This window comes from Lentzea sp. NPDC036949 (assembly GCF_055608075.1).
Map to the genome: position 1 here is coordinate 1 of NZ_JBVJRA010000003.1, position 18798 is coordinate 18798.

Below are 18798 nucleotides of genomic sequence, written 5' to 3' on the forward strand. Positions count from 1 at the left end.
CGCCGCACCGCCATGAAGATCCGCGGCATCAACGGGAAGTGGAACGCCATGTGGCACTCGTCCCCGCCCACCGCCGGGTCACCGAAGTACTCCACCACGTCCGACGGCCACTGGTTCGCCTCCGCCAGCAGCACCCGGCCGGGGAACTCGTCGTCGACGACCTTGCGGCACTTCTTCAGGAACTCGTGCGTGCGCGGCAGGTTCTCGCAGATCGTGCCCTCCTCCTCGAAGAGGTAGGGCACGGCGTCGAGGCGGAACCCGTCGATGCCGAGGTCGAGCCAGAACCGCAGGATGTCGAGCATCGCCTCCTGCACTTCCGGGTTCTCGTAGTTGAGGTCCGGCTGGTGGCTGAAGAAGCGGTGCCAGAAGAACTGCCCGCGCACCGGGTCGTACGTCCAGTTGGACGACTCCGTGTCGACGAAGATGATCCGCGCGTCGGAGTAGCGCGAGTCGTCGTCGCTCCACACGTAGTAGTCGCCGTACGGGCCGTCCGGGTTCTGCCGCGACTCCTGGAACCACGGGTGCGCGTCACTGGTGTGGTTGAGCACCAGGTCCGTGATCACCCGGATGCCCCGCCGGTGCGCCTCCTCCAGCAGGTAGACGAAGTCCTCCACCGTGCCGAACTCCGGCAGCACCGCACGGAAGTCGCTGATGTCGTACCCGCCGTCACGCAACGGCGAGGCGTAGAACGGCGGCAACCACAGGCAGTCGACGCCCAGCCACTCCAGGTAGTCGAGCCGCGACGCGAGCCCGCGGAGGTCACCGGTCCCGTCGCCGTTGGAGTCGCTGAACGCCCGGACCAGGACCTCGTAGAAGACGGCGCCCTTGTACCAGTCCGGGTTCGGCTTCGCCTGCCGCGCGGACTTGAAGTCCTCGGCCTGCGGCTCGACCAGGAAACCGGCGTCGTCGATGGCTTCTCCGGTGTGCGGTGTTCCTTCCAGCCCGAGTGCAGCGTCGGGACGCGGGTCGTCGACCATGATGCCCACCTCGTCGGGGGTTGTGCGGTGGAGCGGCTTGCGCGCGCTCTAGGAAAAACGTCGTTGGAGGCTCACGACGTGCGCGGTCGCACGCCACGGCTCGAGGCGGACGTAGTTCGCCTGTCCCCAGTCCCAGGTCTCGCCCGTGACCTCGTCGTGCGCGATCACCCGCTCGTGCCAGTCGAACCCGAGGTCGGGCAGGTCGAGGTACAGCGTCCCCTCCTGCGCGTTGTTCGGGTCGAGGCTCACGACCACCACGACGGTGTCACCGGTCCCGGGGTCGCGCTTGCTGAACGCGACCAGGGCGTCGTTGTCCAGCTCTTGGAACTTCAACGTGCGCATCTGCTGCAGCGCGGGGTGCGCCTTGCGGATGTGGTTCAGCTTGCGCAACCACGGTTCGAGAGAACGCCCGTCCGCCAGTGCACGGGCGTAGTCGCGTGGCCGCAGCTGGTACTTCTCGGAGTTGAGGTACTCCTCGCTGCCGGGCTTGACCGCCTCGTGCTCGAACAGCTCGTAGCCGCTGTACACGCCCCACGTGGGGGAGAGCGTCGCCGCCAGTGCCGCACGCAGGCCGAACATGCCGGGGCCGCCGTGCTGCAGCGACTCGTGCAGGATGTCCGGCGTGTTGACGAAGAGGTTCGGCCGCGCCTCGTCCCAGTGGTCGCGGAGGTCCTCGCCGAACTCGATCAGCTCCTGCTTGCTCGTCCGCCACGTGAAGTAGGTGTAGGACTGCGTGAAGCCGAGCTTGGCCAGCCCGTAGAGGCGGGCGGGCCGGGTGAAGGCCTCGGACAGGAACAGCGTGTCCGGGTAGACCTCCTTGACCTTCCAGATCAGCCACTGCCAGAAGTCCGGCGGCTTGGTGTGCGGGTTGTCGACCCGGAAGATCCGCACCCCGTGCTCTGCCCAGTACAGGACCACGCGCAGCACCTCGTGGTAGAGGCCCTGCGGGTCGAGGTCGAAGTTGATCGGGTAGATGTCCTGGTACTTCTTCGGCGGGTTCTCCGCGTACGCGATCGTGCCGTCGGGCCTGGTCGTGAACCACTCCGGGTGCTTGAGCACCCACGGGTGGTCCGGCGCGCACTGCAGCGCGAAGTCCAGCGCCACCTCCAAGCCGAGCTCGTGCGCGCGTGCGACCAGCGCGTCGAAGTCCTCGATGGTGCCCAGCTGCGGGTGGATCGCGTCGTGACCGCCCTCGTCGGCACCGATCGCCCAGGGCGAGCCGGTGTCCTCGGGACCCGCGACGAGCGTGTTGTTGGGGCCCTTCCGGTTCACCCGGCCGATCGGGTGGATCGGCGGGAAGTAGACGACGTCGAAGCCCATGGCCGCGACCCGGTCGAGCTCCTTGGTCGCCGTGGCGAACGTGCCGTGCACCGCCTGGCCGGTCTCGTCGATCCCGCCGGTGCTGCGCGGGAAGAACTCGTACCAGGAGCCGTACGCGGCCTTCTTCCGGTCGCACCAGACCTTGTGCGGCTTGCCCTTGGTGATCAGCTCGCGCACCGGGTGCTCGAACATCACCTTCTGCACGTCACCGGCCAGCGCCGGGGCCACCCGTTCGGCCAGCGGCCGTTCGTCGTCGCGCAGCGCCGCGGCCGCGTTCATGAGGAGTGCTCGGTCCTGCCTCCGATCGGGGCGCCTTGCCACCCGATCGAGCAGGAGAGCGCCGATTTCAAGGTCGTTCGCGAGTTCGCCGGCCCCCTGGCCGGCGGCGATCTTCACCTCGACGGTGTGGTTCCAGGTGCCCCAGGGATCACTCCACGCATCGACCCGGAAGGTCCACGCGCCCTCGGCGTCGGGAACGATGGTCGCTCCCCACCGGTCGAGCCCGGTTCCCACCTCGTGCATGCGGGTCTGACGAGCGACTCGGTCGTTCGGTCCCCTCCACGTCACTGTGGCCGCGAGCTTGTCGTGCCCCTCGCGCCAGACTGTCGCCTGGACCGGAATGTGTTCTCCCACAACGGCTTTGGCTGGATACCTACCAGCCGACACCACCGGGGATACGTCGTCGATACCGAGCCGTCCACTCATCGGCAGCGCCCTTCCGCCGTGGATCTCCGCGATGCCTGCGAATCTTGCCTTGTTCGGTCAAACGCCCTGTCAGCGGGTTGCCCCAAGTAGATCCGTACCCCGCTGCCGCCGATCGCACACCTCGAACACGGACCGTGTCCGAGGTCTCCCGGCCGGGCCTCCGGCGCCTCGAACCTCTCCAGTGGACCGTTCTCGTGATACCCACCGGGTCACCGGGGTGTTACGGGTACCGTGCCCGCGTGAACAAGGTTGGCGACCGGTACGTCCTGCTCGACCAGCTCGGTGCGGGTGCGATGGGCGTCGTGTGGCGTGCCCGCGACGAGCTGCTGCACCGCGACGTGGCCGTCAAGCAGCTGCTCCTCACCGAGGTGCAGCCGGACGAGTTCCACGAGGCCGTCCAGCGGGCCATGCGCGAGGGCCGCATCGCCGCCCGCCTGCAGCACCCGAACGCGATCGCCGTGTACGACGTCGTGGTCGAGGACGGCAAGCCCTGCCTGGTCATGGAGTACCTGCCGTCGCGCAACCTGTCGGCGCTGCTGAGCGAGCGCGGCACCATGCCCGTGCAGGAGGCGGCCAGGATCGGCTCGCTGGCCGCCGGGGCGCTGGCCGCCGCGCACGAGGCCGGCATCGTGCACCGCGACATCAAGCCCGGCAACGTCCTCATTGGACGCGACGGCGCCGTCAAGATCACCGACTTCGGCATCTCCCGCGCCCTGGGCGACGTGGCCGTGACGAAGACCGGGATGCTCGCGGGCACGCCCGCCTACCTCGCGCCGGAGCTCGCCCGCGGCTCCGAGCCCGCGCCGCCGTCGGACGTGTTCTCGCTCGGCGCGACGATCTACGCGATGACCGAGGGCGAACCGCCGTTCGGCAAGAGCACGAACGACCTCGGCCTGCTCTACAAGGTCGCCCGCGGCGAGACCCGGCCGCCGATGCGCTCCGGCCCGCTCACGCCGCTGCTCACCCGCCTGCTCGCCAACGAGCCGCACCAGCGCCCGACCGCCGCGCAGGCCGCCGAGGCGCTCAGGGCCGTCGCCGCGGGCCAGCAGGTGCCGGCCACGACGTTCATCCCGCCCGGTGCGGGCACGCCGCCCGGTGGCACCGCCGTCCTGCCGCCCGGCACGCCTCCCGGCGGCACGCTGCGCCAGTCCGGCCCGCCGTCGCTGCCGCCGCGCCAGGGACCGGGCACCGGCACGTACGGGGCCGCGTCCCGGCCCCCCACGGCCCGCCAGGCCGTGCCCGCGGGCCCGCCCGGCCCGCCCACCCGGCCGCCCCGCGAGCCCGACCAGGAACCGGAGCCGAAGCGCAACCGCGGCCTCGCGGTGGCCGCCTCGGTGCTCGCCGTCCTGCTGGTCGCGGGCGTCGCCTACGCGATCATCCAGGGCACGGGCGACGACCAGCGGACAGCCGACCCCGGCCCCTCGACGTCGCAGGAGGTCGAGCCGACCAGGCCGACCGCCGGCGACGAGCCGACCACCACCCAGCCGCAGCCGACCCAGAAGCCGCCGGCGCCGACCTACACCACCGCGCCGACCACCACCGCGTCCAAACCGAGCGGCCCGAAGTTCAGCAAGGCGCAGGTCACGCAGTTCGTGCAGCAGCACTACGGCAAGCTGCCCGGCAACACCGACGCCGCGATCAAGGACTTCACGAAGGAGAGCGCGCCGAGGGCAGCGGACTACCAGGACTACTGGAAGGCGTTCAGCAAGGTCGCGCTGCAGGGCACGCCGCTGGTCGAGGCGAACGACGACGGCTTCTCGGTGACGGTGGCGCTCAAGCTCACCGAGGCCGAGGGGGACAAGACCAAGACCGAGGAGCACACCCTGACCGTCGCCGGTGACGGGGACAGGCCGCTGATCGCGAGCCGCGACCACCCGTAGTCCGCCGGGCGTGTGACCGGGAACGTTGTCAGTGCCGCGGGGGTGCCGGGTAAGTTGCCTCGTCATGCGAGCACTTCGCCGGTTCACCGTCCGCGCCAGTCTGCCGGAGCCCCTGTCCGCGCTGAGCACGCTCGCCACCAACCTGCGCTGGACGTGGCACCCGCCGACGCAGGAACTCTTCTCCTCGATCGACTCCCGGGTCTGGTCCGAGGTCGGTGGCGACCCGTTGCGCCTGCTGTCCGCTGTCGGCGCCGCCGACGCGGGACGGCTGGAGACACTTGCGAGAGATGAGCAGTTCCTCCTGAAGGTGCACGCGCTGGCGTCCGACCTCGACCGCTACGTCAACGGTCCGCGCTGGTACCAGCGCCGCCAGGACGAGATCGCCGGGCGCAGGGAGCACGGCGGCGGCACCGACACCCCGTTGCCCACCTCGGTCGCGTACTTCTCGATGGAGTTCGGCGTGCACGAGGCGCTGCCGAACTACTCGGGCGGTCTCGGCATCCTCGCCGGCGACCACCTGAAGGCGGCCTCCGACCTGGGCGTCCCGCTGATCGCGGTCGGACTGCTGTACCGCTCCGGCTACTTCCGCCAGTCGCTGTCGCTCGACGGCTGGCAGCAGGAGCACTACCCGTCGCTCGACCCGCGCGGCCTGCCGCTGGAGCTGCTCACCGAGCCGTCCGGCCTGCCGCTGCTCGTGCACGTCGCCATGCCCGGTGACCGGGTGCTGCGCGCGAAGATCTGGAAGGCCCAGGTCGGCCGGGTGCCGCTGCTGCTGCTCGACTCCGACGTGGAGCAGAACGACGAGGACCTGCGCGGCGTCACCGACCGGCTCTACGGCGGCGACCAGAACCACCGCATCCGCCAGGAGATCCTGGCCGGCATCGGCGGGGTCCGCGCGGTCCGCACGTTCTGCGAGCTCACCGGGCACGCGCAGCCCGAGGTGTTCCACACGAACGAGGGCCACGCGGGCTTCCTCGGCCTGGAGCGGATCCGCGAGTACATCACCAACGACGGCCTCGACTTCGACCAGGCGCTGACCGCGGCGCGCGCCGGTGCCGTGTTCACCACGCACACCCCCGTGCCCGCGGGCATCGACCGCTTCCCGGTCGACCTGGTCCAGCACTACTTCGGGTCCGAGCAGCTCGTGCCCGGCGTGAACACCCAGCGCATCCTCGCGCTCGGCGCCGAGGACAACCCCGGCATGTTCAACATGGCGCACATGGGCCTGCGCCTGGCCCAGCGCGCCAACGGCGTGTCGAAACTGCACGGCGAGGTCAGCCGGGACATGTTCCGCGGCCTCTGGCCGAGCTTCGACGCCACCGAGGTGCCGATCGGTTCGGTCACGAACGGCGTGCACGGCCCGACCTGGGCGGCGGCGGAGATGAGTCGCCTGCTCGGCGCCTCCGAGGCGGACACGCAGACCAGCGGCATCGGTCTCGGCGCGTTCGAGCCGGTCACCGACGCGGGCCTGTGGGAGCTGCGCTCGACGCTGCGCGGCCGGCTCGTCGACGAGGTGCGCAGGCGGCTGCGCGAGTCGTGGCTGCAGCGCGGCGCCTCCGCCCTGGAGCTGGGCTGGACCGACGGCGTGTTCGACCCCGGCGTGCTCACCGTCGGGTTCGCCCGCCGCGTGCCGACCTACAAGCGCCTCACGCTGATGCTGCGCGACCCGGAGCGGCTGCGGTCGCTGCTGCTGCACCCCGAACGGCCCGTGCAGCTCGTGGTGGCCGGCAAGTCGCACCCGGCCGACGACGGCGGCAAGGCCCTGATCCAGCAGATCGTGCGCTACGCCGACGACGCGGGCGTGCGCCACCGGATCGTGTTCCTGCCCGACTACGACATGTCGATGGCCCGCTACCTGTACTGGGGCTGCGACGTGTGGCTGAACAACCCGATGCGCCCGCTGGAGGCGTGCGGCACGTCCGGCATGAAGGCCGCGCTGAACGGCGGGCTCAACCTGTCCATCCGCGACGGCTGGTGGGACGAGCTCTACGACGGCTCCAACGGCTGGGCCATCCCGACCGCGGACGGCGTCAACGACCCGATCCGGCGCGACGACCTGGAGGCCAACGCGCTCTACGAGCTGCTCGGCTCGCAGGTCGCGCCGCTGTTCTACGACCGCAACGAGGACGGCGTCCCGCTGCGGTGGATGTCCATGGTCCGGCACACGCTGGCCTCGCTCGGCCCGGTCGTGCAGGCCTCGCGCATGGTCCGCGAGTACGTGGAGACGTACTACGCGCCGGCCGCCGCGTCCGCCCAGAACGTCGTCGGTGAGGGCTTCCGCGGCGCGAAGGAGCTGTCGGCGTACCGGCACCGGCTGCGCGCCTCGTGGACGCGGGTGCGGGTGCTCGACAGCGACCTGGTGATCGCCGGGTCGTCGGTGCCGGTGCTCGGGTCGCCGGTCGTGGTGCGCGCCCGCGTCGAGCTGGCCGGCCTGGAACCGTCCGAAGTGGACGTCCAGGTGGTGCTCGGCAAGCTCACCCACGACTCGGACGAGCTGAAGGACGTCGTCACCGCGCCGATGAACTACGCGGGCAACGGCAACTACGAGGCCGAGGTGCCGCTGCCGCACGCCGGTGCGCTGGGCTACACCGTCCGCGTGCTGCCCCGGCACGGCCTGCTGGCCTCGCCCGCGGAGCTGGGACGCGTGGTCCTGGCCGGCTGACCGCTCAGCCCGATCGACGCAGGGCATCCAGCTCGCCTTCTTCCGGCGGGCTGGATGCCCTGATTTGTTCATTTTCACCGTGTCCGGTCACTGCTCGTGACCTGGTTCAGGCGCATCTCGCCCAGGCACGTCTCCCTCATCCGGATGACGCCCTTTTCCGGCGGGTGATTTCACGATCCCCGCTGGTAGGGGTCGGTGGACCGACTTACGCTCGATCGCATCGGACGAACCGCAGCCGAATTCCGACGGAACTTTCCGGCGCGGCCCCACCTGATTGCGCATTGAGGAAGAAGGTAGCCGTGAAGAAGACGATTACCGCGCTCTCGCTCGCCGCAGCTCTGTTCGCCGCCTCCACGGTTCCGGCTGCCTCCGTCACGACCGCCGCGCCGGAACCGCCCGCCGCCTGCGCCGACCTCGTCTCCGACCTGGCGGCGAAGCTCAAGAAGGCCGTCGCCAGCCTCGTCCCGGCCCCCGACGTGGCCGCGCTGACACCGCTGGTCGGTGACGTGCTCGCCATCCTGACGGCGATGCAGGACGCGGGATGTCTGCCGGCACCACCGGTCAGCGCGCCGAGCGTGCCCGCGCCGGTCACCGCGAAGACCTACGAGGGACCCGCCGACCAGTGCGTGGCGGCCGTGCTGAACCTGATCTCGTCCGTCGCCGGTCTCGGCGGCACGGTGCTGGGTGCGGCCGCCGGAGCCCAGCCCGACGCCGCCAAGCTGACCGAGCTGCTGAAGGGCGTGCTGAAGGACGCCGAGGACCTGCTCGCGAAGTGCGGCCTGCCGAAGCCGTCCGGTGGCATGCCCGCGATGTCGGGCGCGCCGCTGCCGGTCGGGCAGGGCTGATCCGGCGCGGGGTGGGAAGGGCCCGTCACGGTGTCGGTGGCGGGCCCTTCCCACCGGTGGGTCAGCTGATCTCCAGCCGGGCGCGGGTCGCCGCGACCCGCGGGTACCAGCCGGCGAGCTCGTGCGCCTCGGCCACGAACGCACGCGCCTTCGCGTTGTCGCCGTCCGCCATCCACGCCCGCGCGACCGTGACCAGGTCGTCCGCCCGCCCCAGCGCCTGCTCGCTGTTCTCCGCGGCCCACGTCGCGAGCTTGCGCGCCTCCGCGTTCTGCCCCTCGATCAACGCGATCAGCGCCAGCGTCCCGTGCGCCCGGTGCTTCGGGTATCCCGCCTCGTAGGCGTTGACCAGCATGTTCTTCGCCGTCTCCAGCCCGATCTCGCGCGGGAACTGCCCGGACTCCACGGCCTGCGCCGCCACCCCCGCGGCCGTGGCCATGACGAACGCGAGCTCCCGCTGGGAGAGGTCCGAGCGCGAGCTCAACCCGACCACCGTCTGCAACGCGTCGAGGTACTTCTCCCGCGCGCACGCCGTGACGACCTTGAGCCCGACCACGGTCAGCAGGTGCGGGTACCGCGCGACCGCCTCCTCGTAGATCCGCTCCGCCGCCTCGACGTCACCGCGGTGGTAGGCGTCCATCCCCGCCCCCACCAGCGGGCGTGCCTCCATCTCGTCGAGCGGCCGCCCGCTGACCTTCGGCAACCGGAACACGAACCACCCCAGGCTCGTGTGCCCCGGCTTCTCGAGCGGCCACAGCTGCACCGCGAGCAGCGCCGTCGAGGCGAGCGCCATGCCCTTGCCGAACGCCCAGCCGGTGAGCAGCCACGTCACCGCCACGAACAGCGCGGTCACCACGATCGCGGTGACCCCTGCCAGCACGGTCCGGCGCCGCACCCCCGGCTTCACCCCGGTGAAGCTCAACGACGCGAGCAGCGGCACCGACCGCAGCACGACCCGGCGGTCGTTGCTCGTCCACGACCTCACCTCGCTGCCCACGCCGATCGTCACGTGGGTGAGCCGCAGTCCGAAGAGGACGGCGCCGAGCGCCAGCCCCGCCTGCACCACGCTCAGCTCCAGCAGCAACCCGGTCACCGCCCCCGCGAGCCCCAGGTACCAGGCCGACGGGTCCCACGCGATCGTGCCCGCCACGACCAGGGCCGCGAGGGCCCAGCGCACAACTGTCACGGTTCGCAGACGCTACTCGGCGGGCTCGCGGTTCCCGGCTCGGGCCGATGTGGGGGACCGGCCGGCCGTCGGCGCGCCTCGGAGTGCCGTTCCCGGACCACCGGCTTCGGCGCACCAGCCCCGGTTCCCCGGCCTCACGCCACCGCCTGCGTCCCGCCCTCCCGCACCGGCAGTCCCGCCGCCCGCCACGCCCGGTACCCGCCCACGAGGTCCGTCGCGTTCGGCAGCCCGATCCGTTGCAGGTCCCGCGCCGCCAGCGACGACGAGTAGCCCTCGTTGCAGACCACGACGACCGTGGTGTCGGCGGTGAACCCGGGCAGCCGCCAGTCGCCGGTCGGGTCGAGCCGCCACTCCAGCACGATCCGCTCGACCACCACGGAGTTCTCGATCTCGCCCTCGGCGAGCCGGTTGGGCAGCGGCCGGATGTCGACGACCAGCGCGTCCGGCAGGGCGTGCACCTCCTGCGGGGTGAGGCGGGTGAGGTGGGCGCGGGCGGCTTCGAGGTAGGCGTCGACGTTGCTCACGGGCCCTCCAGGTCGGCCAGCCGGCGCAGCTCGGACAGCGGCAGCCGTTGTGCGGGCAGGGGTGGGATCTGGTCGGGGATGTCGAGCAGCGACGCGTACTCGCGCGTGGGCACGAGGGGCGGTGAGTAAGCGTGCACGGTGGCTGCGGGGGTGTCGAAGGGGTTCGTCACCTGGTGGGCGCGGCCGGAGCCGAAGCCCAGCGCGTCGCCGGTCGTGCGGACGGCGGAGCGGACCGGGCCGGCCGGGTAGCGGTAGTCCTCGTGCAGCCGGCCGGTCAGCACGGTGAACGAGCCCGCGGACCCGCCGTGGTCGTGCGGTTCGGTGCCCTGGCCGGGCAGCCACGACAGCAGCCACAGCTCGACGCCCTCGGTCAGGCCCAGGCGCGCCCACCAGCGGCGCTCTGCCGAGTACTCCAGGACCTGGAGCAGGCCCGTGGTCAGCTCGCTCGCCACGAACGAGGTCAGGTCGCGCAACTCGCGCGGGGTCCACAGCGACCGCGACGGGTGGATCACGTCACGCAGCAGCTGGGTGTCCAGGACGGGGTGCAGGTCGTACTCGGAAAGGGTGGAAGTCACCGGCTCGCTCCTGAAGGCCACGTCGGTACGGGGTAGCGATCAAGACGCGACGGCGGCCGTCGTTCAGCGCGCGCGTCGCGTCGAGCTACACCCGCACGACGCCACCAGGACGAGGTCGATCGTGCGGTCAGACCAGTAGTGGACCAGCACGACCGTGATGGTGCCACGATTGCCTCGAAGGCCGCCACAGCGTCCACGGGCTGGTCACCGGAACTGCCTCCGAGCTGCCGGTCAGCGCGGCAGCCGCAGCAACAGCAACGACCGCGCCTCCATCGTCAGCTTCGTGCGCGGCAGCAGCGCCGAGGTGTCCGCCGGCGAGCCGTCCGGGGTCGTCGTGTCCAGGAACGGCTCGTACGACGGCCCGTACCGCTCGTGCGGCAGCGTCACCGTGATCGCCTCCGCGCCCGAGTGCATCAGCAGCAGCCACGAGTCGTCCGACACCAGCTCGCCGTCGCGGGTGCGGGACAGGCAGTTCGAGCCGTCGACGAACATGCCGAGGGTGCGGCGGCTCTCGTCGAACCAGTCGGTCTCGGCCATCTCCTGGCCGTCCGGCCGGAACCACACCAGGTCCGGGTTGCCGCTCGGGGTCGTGCGGCCCTCGAAGAACTCCGGCTGCCGCAGCGCGGGCGAGGACGAGCGCAGGTCGATCAGCCGCTGCGTGAACCCCAGCAGCGCCTCGCCCGCGTCCGTCCTGGTCCAGTCGACCCACGAGACGCGGTTGTCCAGGCAGTACGCGTTGTTGTTGCCGCCCTGGGTGCGCCACATCTCGTCGCCCGCGACCATCATCGGCGTGCCGGTGGACAGCAGCAGCGTGGCGAGCAGGTTGCGGGCCTGCTTCGCCCGGAGCGCGAGGACGTCCCGGTCGGTCGTCCCGCCCTCGGCGCCGCAGTTCCACGACCGGTTGTCGTTCGTGCCGTCCCGGTTCTCCTCGCCGTTCTCCTCGTTGTGCTTGTCGTTGTAGGACACCAGGTCCCGCAGCGTGAAACCGTCGTGGGCGGTGATGAAGTTGATCGACTGCCACGGGCGGCGCAGGTCGTCGGCGTAGAGGTCGGACGAGCCGGACAGGCGGTAGGCGAGGTCGCGCACCGACGTGTGCCCGCGCCAGAAGTCGCGCACGGTGTCGCGGTAGCGGCCGTTCCACTCCGCCCACTGCATGCCGAAGTCGCCCACCCGGTAGCCGTCGCCGGTCGCGTCCCACGGCTCGGCGATCAGCTTCGCGCGGCACAGCACCGGGTCCGTGGTGATCGCGGTCAGCAGGGCCGAGTCGCGGTCGAAGAACCCGCCGCCGGGACGGCCCATCGTCGAGGCGAGGTCGAACCGGAACCCGTCCACGCCCATCTCCTCCGCCCAGTACCGCAGCGAGTCGGTGACGAGGCGGACGACCTGCGGCGAACCGGCGTCGAGCGTGTTGCCGCAGCCGGTGATGTCGACCGTGCTGCCGCCGCCGGCGTGCAGGTAGTAGCCGGGCGCGTCGAACCCGCGGAACGACAGCGTCGGGCCGTCCGGGCCGCCCTCGCAGGTGTGGTTGTAGACGACGTCGATCAGCACCTCGATGTTCGCCGCGTGCAGCGCCGCGACCATCGTGCGGAACTCCTGCACCTCGTTGCCCGGCTCGCTCGCGTACGCCGGGTGCGGCGCGCAGTACGCCAGCGGCGAGTAGCCCCAGTAGTTGCGGGCCCCGCGGCTGATCAGCGAGGGCTCGTCCTGGAACGCCTGCACCGGCAGCAGTTCGACGGTCGTGACGCCCAGCCTGGTCAGGTGCTCGACCGCGGCCGGGTGCGCGAGGCCGAGGTAGGTGCCGCGCAGCCGCTCCGGGATGTCCGGGTGGCTCTTCGTGAAGCCCTTGACGTGCAGCTCGTAGATCACCGCCTCCTCGAACGGCACCTCGGGCTTGGTCCCGGTGTTCGCGCCGCCCGGCGAGCTGACGACGCTCAGCGGGACGCTGCCCAGCGAGTCCTCCGCCGACGGCGGGCCGTGCATGGGGTCGCCGACGTAGCCCAGCGCCCTGCCCAGGTCGGTGACCGCGCCGGTGATCTGCCGGGCGTACGGGTCGACCAGCAGCTTCGCCGGGTTGCAGCGCAGCCCCCTGCCGGTGTCGTAGGGGCCGTGCACCCGGTAGCCGTAGCGCTGGCCGGGTGTGACGCCGGGCACCAGGCCGTGCCAGACGCCGAACGTCCGCTCGGTCAGCTCGACCCGTTTCTCCGCGCCGTCCTCACCGACCAGGCAGACCTCCACCGCGTCGGCGACGTGCGAGGTCACCGCGAACCGGACACCGCCCGCCTCGGCGTGTGCCCCCAGCGGGAACGGTCGGCCTGCCAGCACCTCGGACTCCGGTCGCGTAGCCATGCCTCCGATCTTGGCATCCGCCACCGACAAAAAACTTGAGACTTCACACAGGCGGCGCAGCGGTCGTGCCCGGTGTGAGGTGCACCCCGATGAGTGGTCGGTCGGAGGCCGTTCGGAACAATGGGGGCGTGGCGGACGTCGACGTGACAGATCTGGTCGTGCACATGGCGGGCGTGTCGGTCCGCCGAGGCAAGAACACGCTGGTCGGCAACATCGACTGGAGCGTGGAGCTGGACGAGCGCTGGGTGGTGCTGGGCCCGAACGGCGCCGGCAAGACCACCCTGCTGAGGCTCTCCAGCGCCGACCTGCACCCGACCAAGGGCAAGGTCCACCTCCTGGGTGAACGCCTCGGCAAGACCGACGTGCAGGAGCTCAAGCCCAGGATCGGGCTGTGCTCGGCGGCGCTCGGCGGCCGCATCCCGCCGGACGAGTCGGTCGTCGACCTCGTCGTCTCCGCCGGCTACGCGGTCCTCGGCCGCTGGCGCGAGGAGTACGGCAAGCAGGACACCGACCGCGCCCGCGAGCTGCTCGGCACGCTCGGCATGGCACACCTCGCCGACCGCCTCTACGGCACGCTGAGCGAGGGCGAGCGCAAGCGCACGCTGATCGCCCGCGCGCTGATGACCGACCCCGAGATGCTGCTGCTCGACGAGCCCGCCGCGGGCCTCGACCTGGGCGGCCGCGAGGACCTCGTGGCGAAGCTCTCCGAGCTCGCGCTCGACCCGGACGCGCCCGCGATGGTGCTGGTCACGCACCACGTCGAGGAGATCCCGCCGGGCTTCACCCACGCCCTGCTGCTGCGCGAGGGCTCGATCGTGGCGCAGGGGCTGCTGGAGGACACCCTCACCGAGGAGAACCTCTCGAAGACGTTCGGCCAGGACCTGGAGCTGCAGAAGTCCGGGGACCGCTTCTTCGCCCGCAGGAAGATCTGACGGCTACTGTGCTTGTCGGCCGCTGCTCCGCAGACGGCGGCGAGTTCGCCGGGAAGCCGGTCATCCGGCCGATCACCGGCACCGAATTGGGCTCCGCCGAATCCGGCACCGGCGGTCAGCCGGACGACCGGCGCGAACTCGCGACTACTGCCGGGTAACGTGACACCGCTGTCGCGACAACTGATGGAGGCGCCGTAGTGGCTGAGTTCGTGAGGCTCGAGGTCGAGGACGGGATCGGCACGATCCGCCTGGAGCGGCCGCCGATGAACGCCCTGAACCGGCAGGTGCAGACCGAGCTCCAGGCCGCCGCGAAGGAGGCCTCCGAGCGGTCAGACGTCTACGCGGTGATCGTCTACGGCGGCGAGAAGGTCTTCGCGGCCGGCGCGGACGTCAAGGAGTTCGCGAAGATCTCCCACGCCGAGATGACGCTGCGGGCCAAGGGCCTGTCCGACGCACTCGGCGCGCTGGCCACGGTGCCCAAGCCGACGGTCGCGGCCATCACCGGCTACGCGCTCGGCGGCGGGTTCGAGGTCGCGCTCGGCTGCGACCGGCGCATCGCGGGTGACAACGCCAAGCTCGGCCAGCCCGAGATCCTGCTCGGCCTGATCCCCGGCGGTGGCGGCACGCAGCGCCTCGCCCGGCTGATCGGCCCCGCGAAGACCAAGGACCTGCTCTACACCGGCCGGTTCGTCGGCGCCCAGGAGGCGCTGGAGATCGGCATGGTCGACGAGGTCGTCGCGCCCGACGACGTGTACGCGGCCGCCGTGCGGTGGGCCAAGCAGTTCGTCGGTGGACCGGTGCTCGCGCTGGCCGCCACCAAGGCCGCCGTCGACGGCGGCCTCGACACGGACCTCGAGTCCGGTCTCAAGCTGGAGAGCCACCTCTTCGCGGCGCTGTTCGCGACCGAGGACAAGAAGGCCGGTGTGGAGTCGTTCATCGAGAACGGCCCCGGGAAGGCGAAGTTCAGTGGCAACTGACCCGGCACCCAACCCGCACGCGACCGAGGAACAGGTCGAGGCGGCCTACCAGGACACCAAGCTCGCCCAGGTGCTCTACCACGACTGGGAGGCGGGCACGTACGACGAGAAGTGGTCGATCTCCTACGACGAGCGCTGCATCACCTACGCGACCGAGCGCTTCCGCGCCGCCGCCGGTGACGCCGGACCGTACGAGCACGCGCTGGAGCTGGGCTGCGGCACCGGCTTCTTCCTGCTGAACCTCATGCAGGGCGGGGTGGTCGAGAAGGGTTCGGTCACCGACCTGTCGCCCGGCATGGTCGAGGTCGCGCTGCGCAACGCCGAGCACCTGGGCCTCGACGTCGACGGCCGGGTCGCCGACGCCGAGCGCATCCCGTACGACGACGACACGTTCGACCTCGTCGTCGGCCACGCGGTGCTGCACCACATCCCCGATGTGGAGGCGGCCATGCGCGAGGTGCTGCGGGTGCTCAAGCCCGGCGGCAAGTTCGTGTTCGCGGGCGACCCGACGAACATCGGCAACTTCTACGCCCGCAGGCTCGGCCAGGCGACGTGGTGGCTCACCACCACCATCACCAAGGCCGTGCCGGTGCTGAACGACTGGCGCCGCCCGCAGGAGGAGCTCGACGAGTCCTCCCGCGCCGCCGCGCTGGAAGCGGTCGTCGACCTGCACACGTTCGACCCCGACCAGTTGGAGGCCACGGCCCGGCGTGCCGGTGCCGTGGGTGTCCGCGCCGTCACCGACGAGCTGTCGGCGGCGTTGTTCGGCTGGCCGGTGCGCACGTTCGAGGCCGCGGTGCCGCGCGAGAAGCTCGGGTTCGGCTGGGCGATGTTCGCCTACCGCACCTGGCAGAACCTCTCCTGGCTCGACCAGAACGTGCTTTCGAAGGTGCTGCCGCGCGAGGTGTTCTACAACGTGTCGATCACCGGCAGGAAGTCGCAGTAGGGCGTTGGGGTACGCGTTCACCTCGGCCGACGTGGCGTTCCTGCGCTCTGCCGCCGGAACCGCCGCTCTCGCCGAGGTGGACGCGCTGCCGTTCACCGACGCCACCCGGCTGCACGACGTCGGTGCCGCCCGCAGGCTGCTCGGCGACGGCTTCGCGCCCGTGGTCGAGACGGTGCTGCTGCGCCGCCGCGCCCGGTCCAAACTGGACGGTGCGCCCGACTGGCTGTTCACCGACGACGCGCTCCAGCAGGCGACCGCCTCCCCGGTCGCGCGGCACCGGGCGGAACGCTTCCGCGGCCGGGACGTCCACGACGTGACGTGCTCGGTCGGCGCTGACCTGGGGGCGCTGCACGAGGTCGCCGCCCGTTGCCTCGGCTCCGACCTCGACCCGGTCCGGCTCGCCATGGCCCGCCACAACGTCCCCGGTGCGCTCGTGGTCAGGGCCGACGCGCTGCGGCCGGTCTCCAGGGCCACCGCGGTCACCGCCGACCCGGCCCGCCGCGACTCCGCCGGCCGCCGCCGCTGGCACCCGCAGGACTTCCTGCCGCCGCTGGACGAGCTGGCCGAGGTGTACGCGCACGCCGACCTGGCGGTGAAGTGCGCGCCCGGCATCGACTTCGCGGTCGCGCCGTGGGCCGACGAGGTCGAGCTGGTGTCGCTGGACGGGTCCGTCCGCGAGGCCTGCCTGTGGACCAGGGGCCTGGCCACACCGGGGGTGTCCCGCCGCGCCACGGTCCTGCACGGCACGGAGGTGTGGACGCTCACCGACGCCGAACCCGACGACTGCCCGGTCGCCCCGCCCGGCGAGTGGCTCGTCGACCCGGACGGCGCCGTCGTGCGCGCGGGCCTGGTGCGGCACTACGCGGCCCGGCACGGCCTGCACCAGCTCGACGAGCGCATCGCCTACCTCAGCGGGCCGGAACCGCCGCCGGGCATCAGGGCGTTCCGCGTGCTCGACCACGCGCACTACACCGAGAAGGCGCTGAAGACGCTGCTGAAGGCGCGCGGGATCGGCCGGGTGGAGATCCTGGTGCGCGGCCTCGACGTCGACCCGAACACGCTGCGCAAGCGCCTCAAGCCCAGCGGTCCCGACGAGGCGTCGGTCGTGCTGACCAGGATCGGGTCCAGGCCGGTCATGCTGCTGTGCCGGGCAGAGCGGACCTGAGCCGGGATCAGGCCGGGGCGAACGCGGCGAGCACGAGGTCGAGCCGGTCCCCGTCGAGCTCCGGGCGCAACCGCTGCCCGTGGCGCAGCGTGGCGATGCCGTGCAGGGCGCTCCAGAACGCCTCGGCGAGCGCGTCGAGGTCGCGGTCGCCTGCGACGGGTTCGAGTGCGGCGACGATCTCGCCGAACGACGTGCGCAGCTCGGCCGGCGTCTCCTCGCTGCCGAACGCGATGTCGATCCGCTGCACGAACATGGCGTCGTAGAGCGCGGGCCGTTCCCCGGCGAACCGCAGGTAGGCCTCGGCGAGCGCGCGCAGCGGGGCGGTGCTGGTGGCAGCGGCGGTGGTGCGCGCGGCGCGCATCCGGCGGCCGAGCTCGGCGAAGCCCTCGACCGCGACCGAGCGCACGATCGCGTCCTTGCCCTTGAAGTGGCTGTAGAGCACCGGCTGGCTGTACTCGACCTTCTCGGCGAGCCGGCGCGTCGTCACCGCGTCCCAGCCGTCCGACTCGGCCAGCTCGCGGGCCGCGTCGATGATCAGCTGGTGCCGCTCTGCTCGTTCGCGCTCCCGGCGCTGCTGGACGGACACGACCCAGAATCTAGCACTGCTAGACAACCGAGCGGCGTTAATTTAGCGTTGCTCGTGTCGCTAGCAGTGCTAGATCCTGGAGGGTGTCATGCGGTTGACCACGACCATGGCGTGGCTCGTCGTCGCGGCGGGTTTCGTGTTCGGGCTGAACTTCCTGTTCAACGGGCACGGCGCCGCCGCGGGGTTCGGCATCGCCGACCCGAGCGGCTACTACGTCGTGAAGGGCGTGCGCGACCTGGCGTACGCGTTGACGGCGCTGATCCTGCTGGTGCTGCGGCAGCGGCGGGCGCTCGGCTGGGTGGTGCTCGCGGACGCGGTCATCCCGATCGGCGACTTCTTCTCGGTGGTCACGTCGGGCGGCAGTGCCGCCTACGCGGCCGCGGTGCACGGCTCGGCGGCCGTGCTCGTGCTGATCACGGCCGCACTGCTGCTGCGCGAGTCAGCTCACGCACCGTCCGCACCAGCTGCGGGTCCTCGATCTCCAGCATCAGCAGCCCGCTGAGCACGCGGAACGCCCGCAGCAGCTCCTCCGGCTCGGTGGATCGCGCGAGGGTGGCGCCGAACTCGCCGGCGTCGGACAGGTCGTCGAGGCCGCGGCCCTGCACGGCGGGAAGGCCCCGGCGCAGGCACCGCAACGACATCACGTTGTCGCGCATGGTGTTGACGAGGTGCAGCGCCTGCCACACCCGGCCCCGCGCGAGGCTCGCGCGAACGTGCAGCGCGTGCAGCCACGCCAGGCCGATGAGCTGGCCGCGGTCGGGTGGCCGCACCTTCGGGATGTCGTTGACCTCGCCGAACAGCAACCGGAACGCGGGCCCGGACGCACCGAACTCCGCCGAGGGCCAGAACGCGAGGTCCACCTGCAGCGTCGTGGCCATCAGGAAGACCCGGAAGAGGGTGGCGCCGTGCTGCACGTCGAGGTGGCTGACCGCGCCGCACGCGTAGAGCAGGTCGGTCCAGTCCTCCACCACGGCGTCCATGTCGCGGTCGACGGACACGGCGAAGTCGAGGTCGGACCAGCGGTCTTCCCGTCCCAGCGCGGACGACCCCGTCAGCGCCGCCCCGACCACCCGCGGGTCGGAGTCGGCGGCGCTGACGAGGTCGTCGCGCAACCGGTCACGTTCGGAAACTGTGAACACGGACCAACACTATTGGTGGTGACTTGAGCCCCGGCT

16 protein-coding genes are annotated in these 18798 nt (G+C 71.4%); 8 read left to right on the top strand and 8 right to left on the bottom strand.

All coding sequences use genetic code 11. The features are described 5' to 3' along the window. Positions 1-977, bottom strand: a 977-nt coding sequence (locus tag ACZ7CD_RS09475) for an alpha-amylase family glycosyl hydrolase (protein WP_360391438.1), incomplete at its 3' end; no start/stop codon positions are given. A 48-nt stretch (positions 978-1025) separates the two neighbouring features. Then, positions 1026-3002 carry an alpha-1,4-glucan--maltose-1-phosphate maltosyltransferase gene (locus ACZ7CD_RS09480; protein WP_360391435.1) on the bottom strand — a complete coding sequence of 659 codons (1977 nt, stop codon included), beginning with the start codon at positions 3000-3002 and terminating at the stop codon, positions 1026-1028. A gap of 239 nt (positions 3003-3241) precedes the next feature. Between ACZ7CD_RS09480 and ACZ7CD_RS09485 the strand changes: the two genes are divergently transcribed. The 3 genes from ACZ7CD_RS09485 to ACZ7CD_RS09495 all read left to right on the top strand — a co-directional run bounded on the left by ACZ7CD_RS09485 (position 3242) and on the right by ACZ7CD_RS09495 (position 8389). Next, positions 3242-4882 (top strand): serine/threonine-protein kinase, encoded by a 1641-nt coding sequence (locus tag ACZ7CD_RS09485; protein ID WP_470378729.1) that lies wholly within the window; start codon positions 3242-3244, stop codon positions 4880-4882. A gap of 64 nt (positions 4883-4946) precedes the next feature. Continuing rightward, a complete protein-coding gene (gene glgP, locus ACZ7CD_RS09490; RefSeq protein ID WP_360391430.1) occupies positions 4947-7544 on the top strand; it encodes an alpha-glucan family phosphorylase in 2598 nt (865 codons plus the stop codon). Positions 7545-7843: 299 nt separating this feature from the next. Further along, the gene (locus ACZ7CD_RS09495) at positions 7844-8389 is read left to right on the top strand and encodes a hypothetical protein (RefSeq protein WP_470378730.1); all 546 of its coding nucleotides are present in this window, start codon (positions 7844-7846) and stop codon (positions 8387-8389) included. 61 nt (positions 8390-8450) lie between these two features. Here the strand turns inward: ACZ7CD_RS09495 and ACZ7CD_RS09500 are convergent, their stop codons facing one another. The 4 genes from ACZ7CD_RS09500 to glgX form a co-directional block, all read right to left on the bottom strand. Continuing rightward, entirely contained in the window at positions 8451-9572 is a 1122-nt protein-coding gene (locus tag ACZ7CD_RS09500) for a hypothetical protein (protein WP_360391425.1), read from the bottom strand. Between the two features lie 134 nt (positions 9573-9706). Beyond that, on the bottom strand, positions 9707-10096 hold the full coding sequence (locus ACZ7CD_RS09505) for a rhodanese-like domain-containing protein (RefSeq protein WP_458430531.1): 390 nt from the start codon (positions 10094-10096) through the stop codon (positions 9707-9709). Continuing rightward, the gene (locus tag ACZ7CD_RS09510; protein WP_360391420.1) at positions 10093-10671 is read right to left on the bottom strand and encodes a cysteine dioxygenase; all 579 of its coding nucleotides are present in this window, start codon (positions 10669-10671) and stop codon (positions 10093-10095) included. The genes ACZ7CD_RS09505 and ACZ7CD_RS09510 overlap by 4 nt, the downstream gene beginning before the upstream one ends. Positions 10672-10902: 231 nt before the next feature. Further along, positions 10903-13017, bottom strand: a complete 2115-nt coding sequence (gene glgX, locus ACZ7CD_RS09515) for a glycogen debranching protein GlgX (protein ID WP_470378731.1) — start codon at positions 13015-13017, stop codon at positions 10903-10905. 89 nt (positions 13018-13106) lie between these two features. On the opposite strand from glgX, the gene ACZ7CD_RS09520 reads away from it, so the two are divergent. The 4 genes from ACZ7CD_RS09520 (at position 13107) to ACZ7CD_RS09535 (ending at position 17037) form a co-directional block, all read left to right on the top strand. Further along, positions 13107-13949: an ABC transporter ATP-binding protein gene (locus tag ACZ7CD_RS09520; RefSeq protein WP_470378732.1), complete on the top strand. Its 843-nt coding sequence runs from the start codon at positions 13107-13109 to the stop codon at positions 13947-13949. A gap of 197 nt (positions 13950-14146) precedes the next feature. After that, positions 14147-14926: an enoyl-CoA hydratase/isomerase family protein gene (locus tag ACZ7CD_RS09525; RefSeq protein ID WP_360391414.1), complete on the top strand. Its 780-nt coding sequence runs from the start codon at positions 14147-14149 to the stop codon at positions 14924-14926. Further along, positions 14916-15872 (top strand): class I SAM-dependent methyltransferase, encoded by a 957-nt coding sequence (locus ACZ7CD_RS09530; RefSeq protein ID WP_360391411.1) that lies wholly within the window; start codon positions 14916-14918, stop codon positions 15870-15872. Before ACZ7CD_RS09525 ends, ACZ7CD_RS09530 begins: the two co-directional genes overlap by 11 nt. 4 nt (positions 15873-15876) lie before the next feature. Next, positions 15877-17037, top strand: coding sequence for a THUMP-like domain-containing protein (locus tag ACZ7CD_RS09535; RefSeq protein ID WP_470378733.1), 1161 nt, complete (start codon positions 15877-15879; stop codon positions 17035-17037). Positions 17038-17044: 7 nt separating this feature from the next. On the opposite strand, the gene ACZ7CD_RS09540 is transcribed toward ACZ7CD_RS09535, so the two are convergent. After that, positions 17045-17623 carry a TetR/AcrR family transcriptional regulator gene (locus ACZ7CD_RS09540; protein WP_470378734.1) on the bottom strand — a complete coding sequence of 193 codons (579 nt, stop codon included), beginning with the start codon at positions 17621-17623 and terminating at the stop codon, positions 17045-17047. 88 nt (positions 17624-17711) lie between these two features. On the opposite strand from ACZ7CD_RS09540, the gene ACZ7CD_RS09545 reads away from it, so the two are divergent. Then, on the top strand, positions 17712-18125 hold the full coding sequence (locus tag ACZ7CD_RS09545; RefSeq protein WP_458430537.1) for a DUF4267 domain-containing protein: 414 nt from the start codon (positions 17712-17714) through the stop codon (positions 18123-18125). On the opposite strand, the gene ACZ7CD_RS09550 is transcribed toward ACZ7CD_RS09545, so the two are convergent. Beyond that, entirely contained in the window at positions 18037-18762 is a 726-nt protein-coding gene (locus ACZ7CD_RS09550; protein ID WP_360391399.1) for a nucleotidyltransferase domain-containing protein, read from the bottom strand. The two genes, ACZ7CD_RS09545 and ACZ7CD_RS09550, sit on opposite strands and share 89 nt — an antisense overlap. Positions 18763-18798 lie beyond the last annotated feature (36 nt).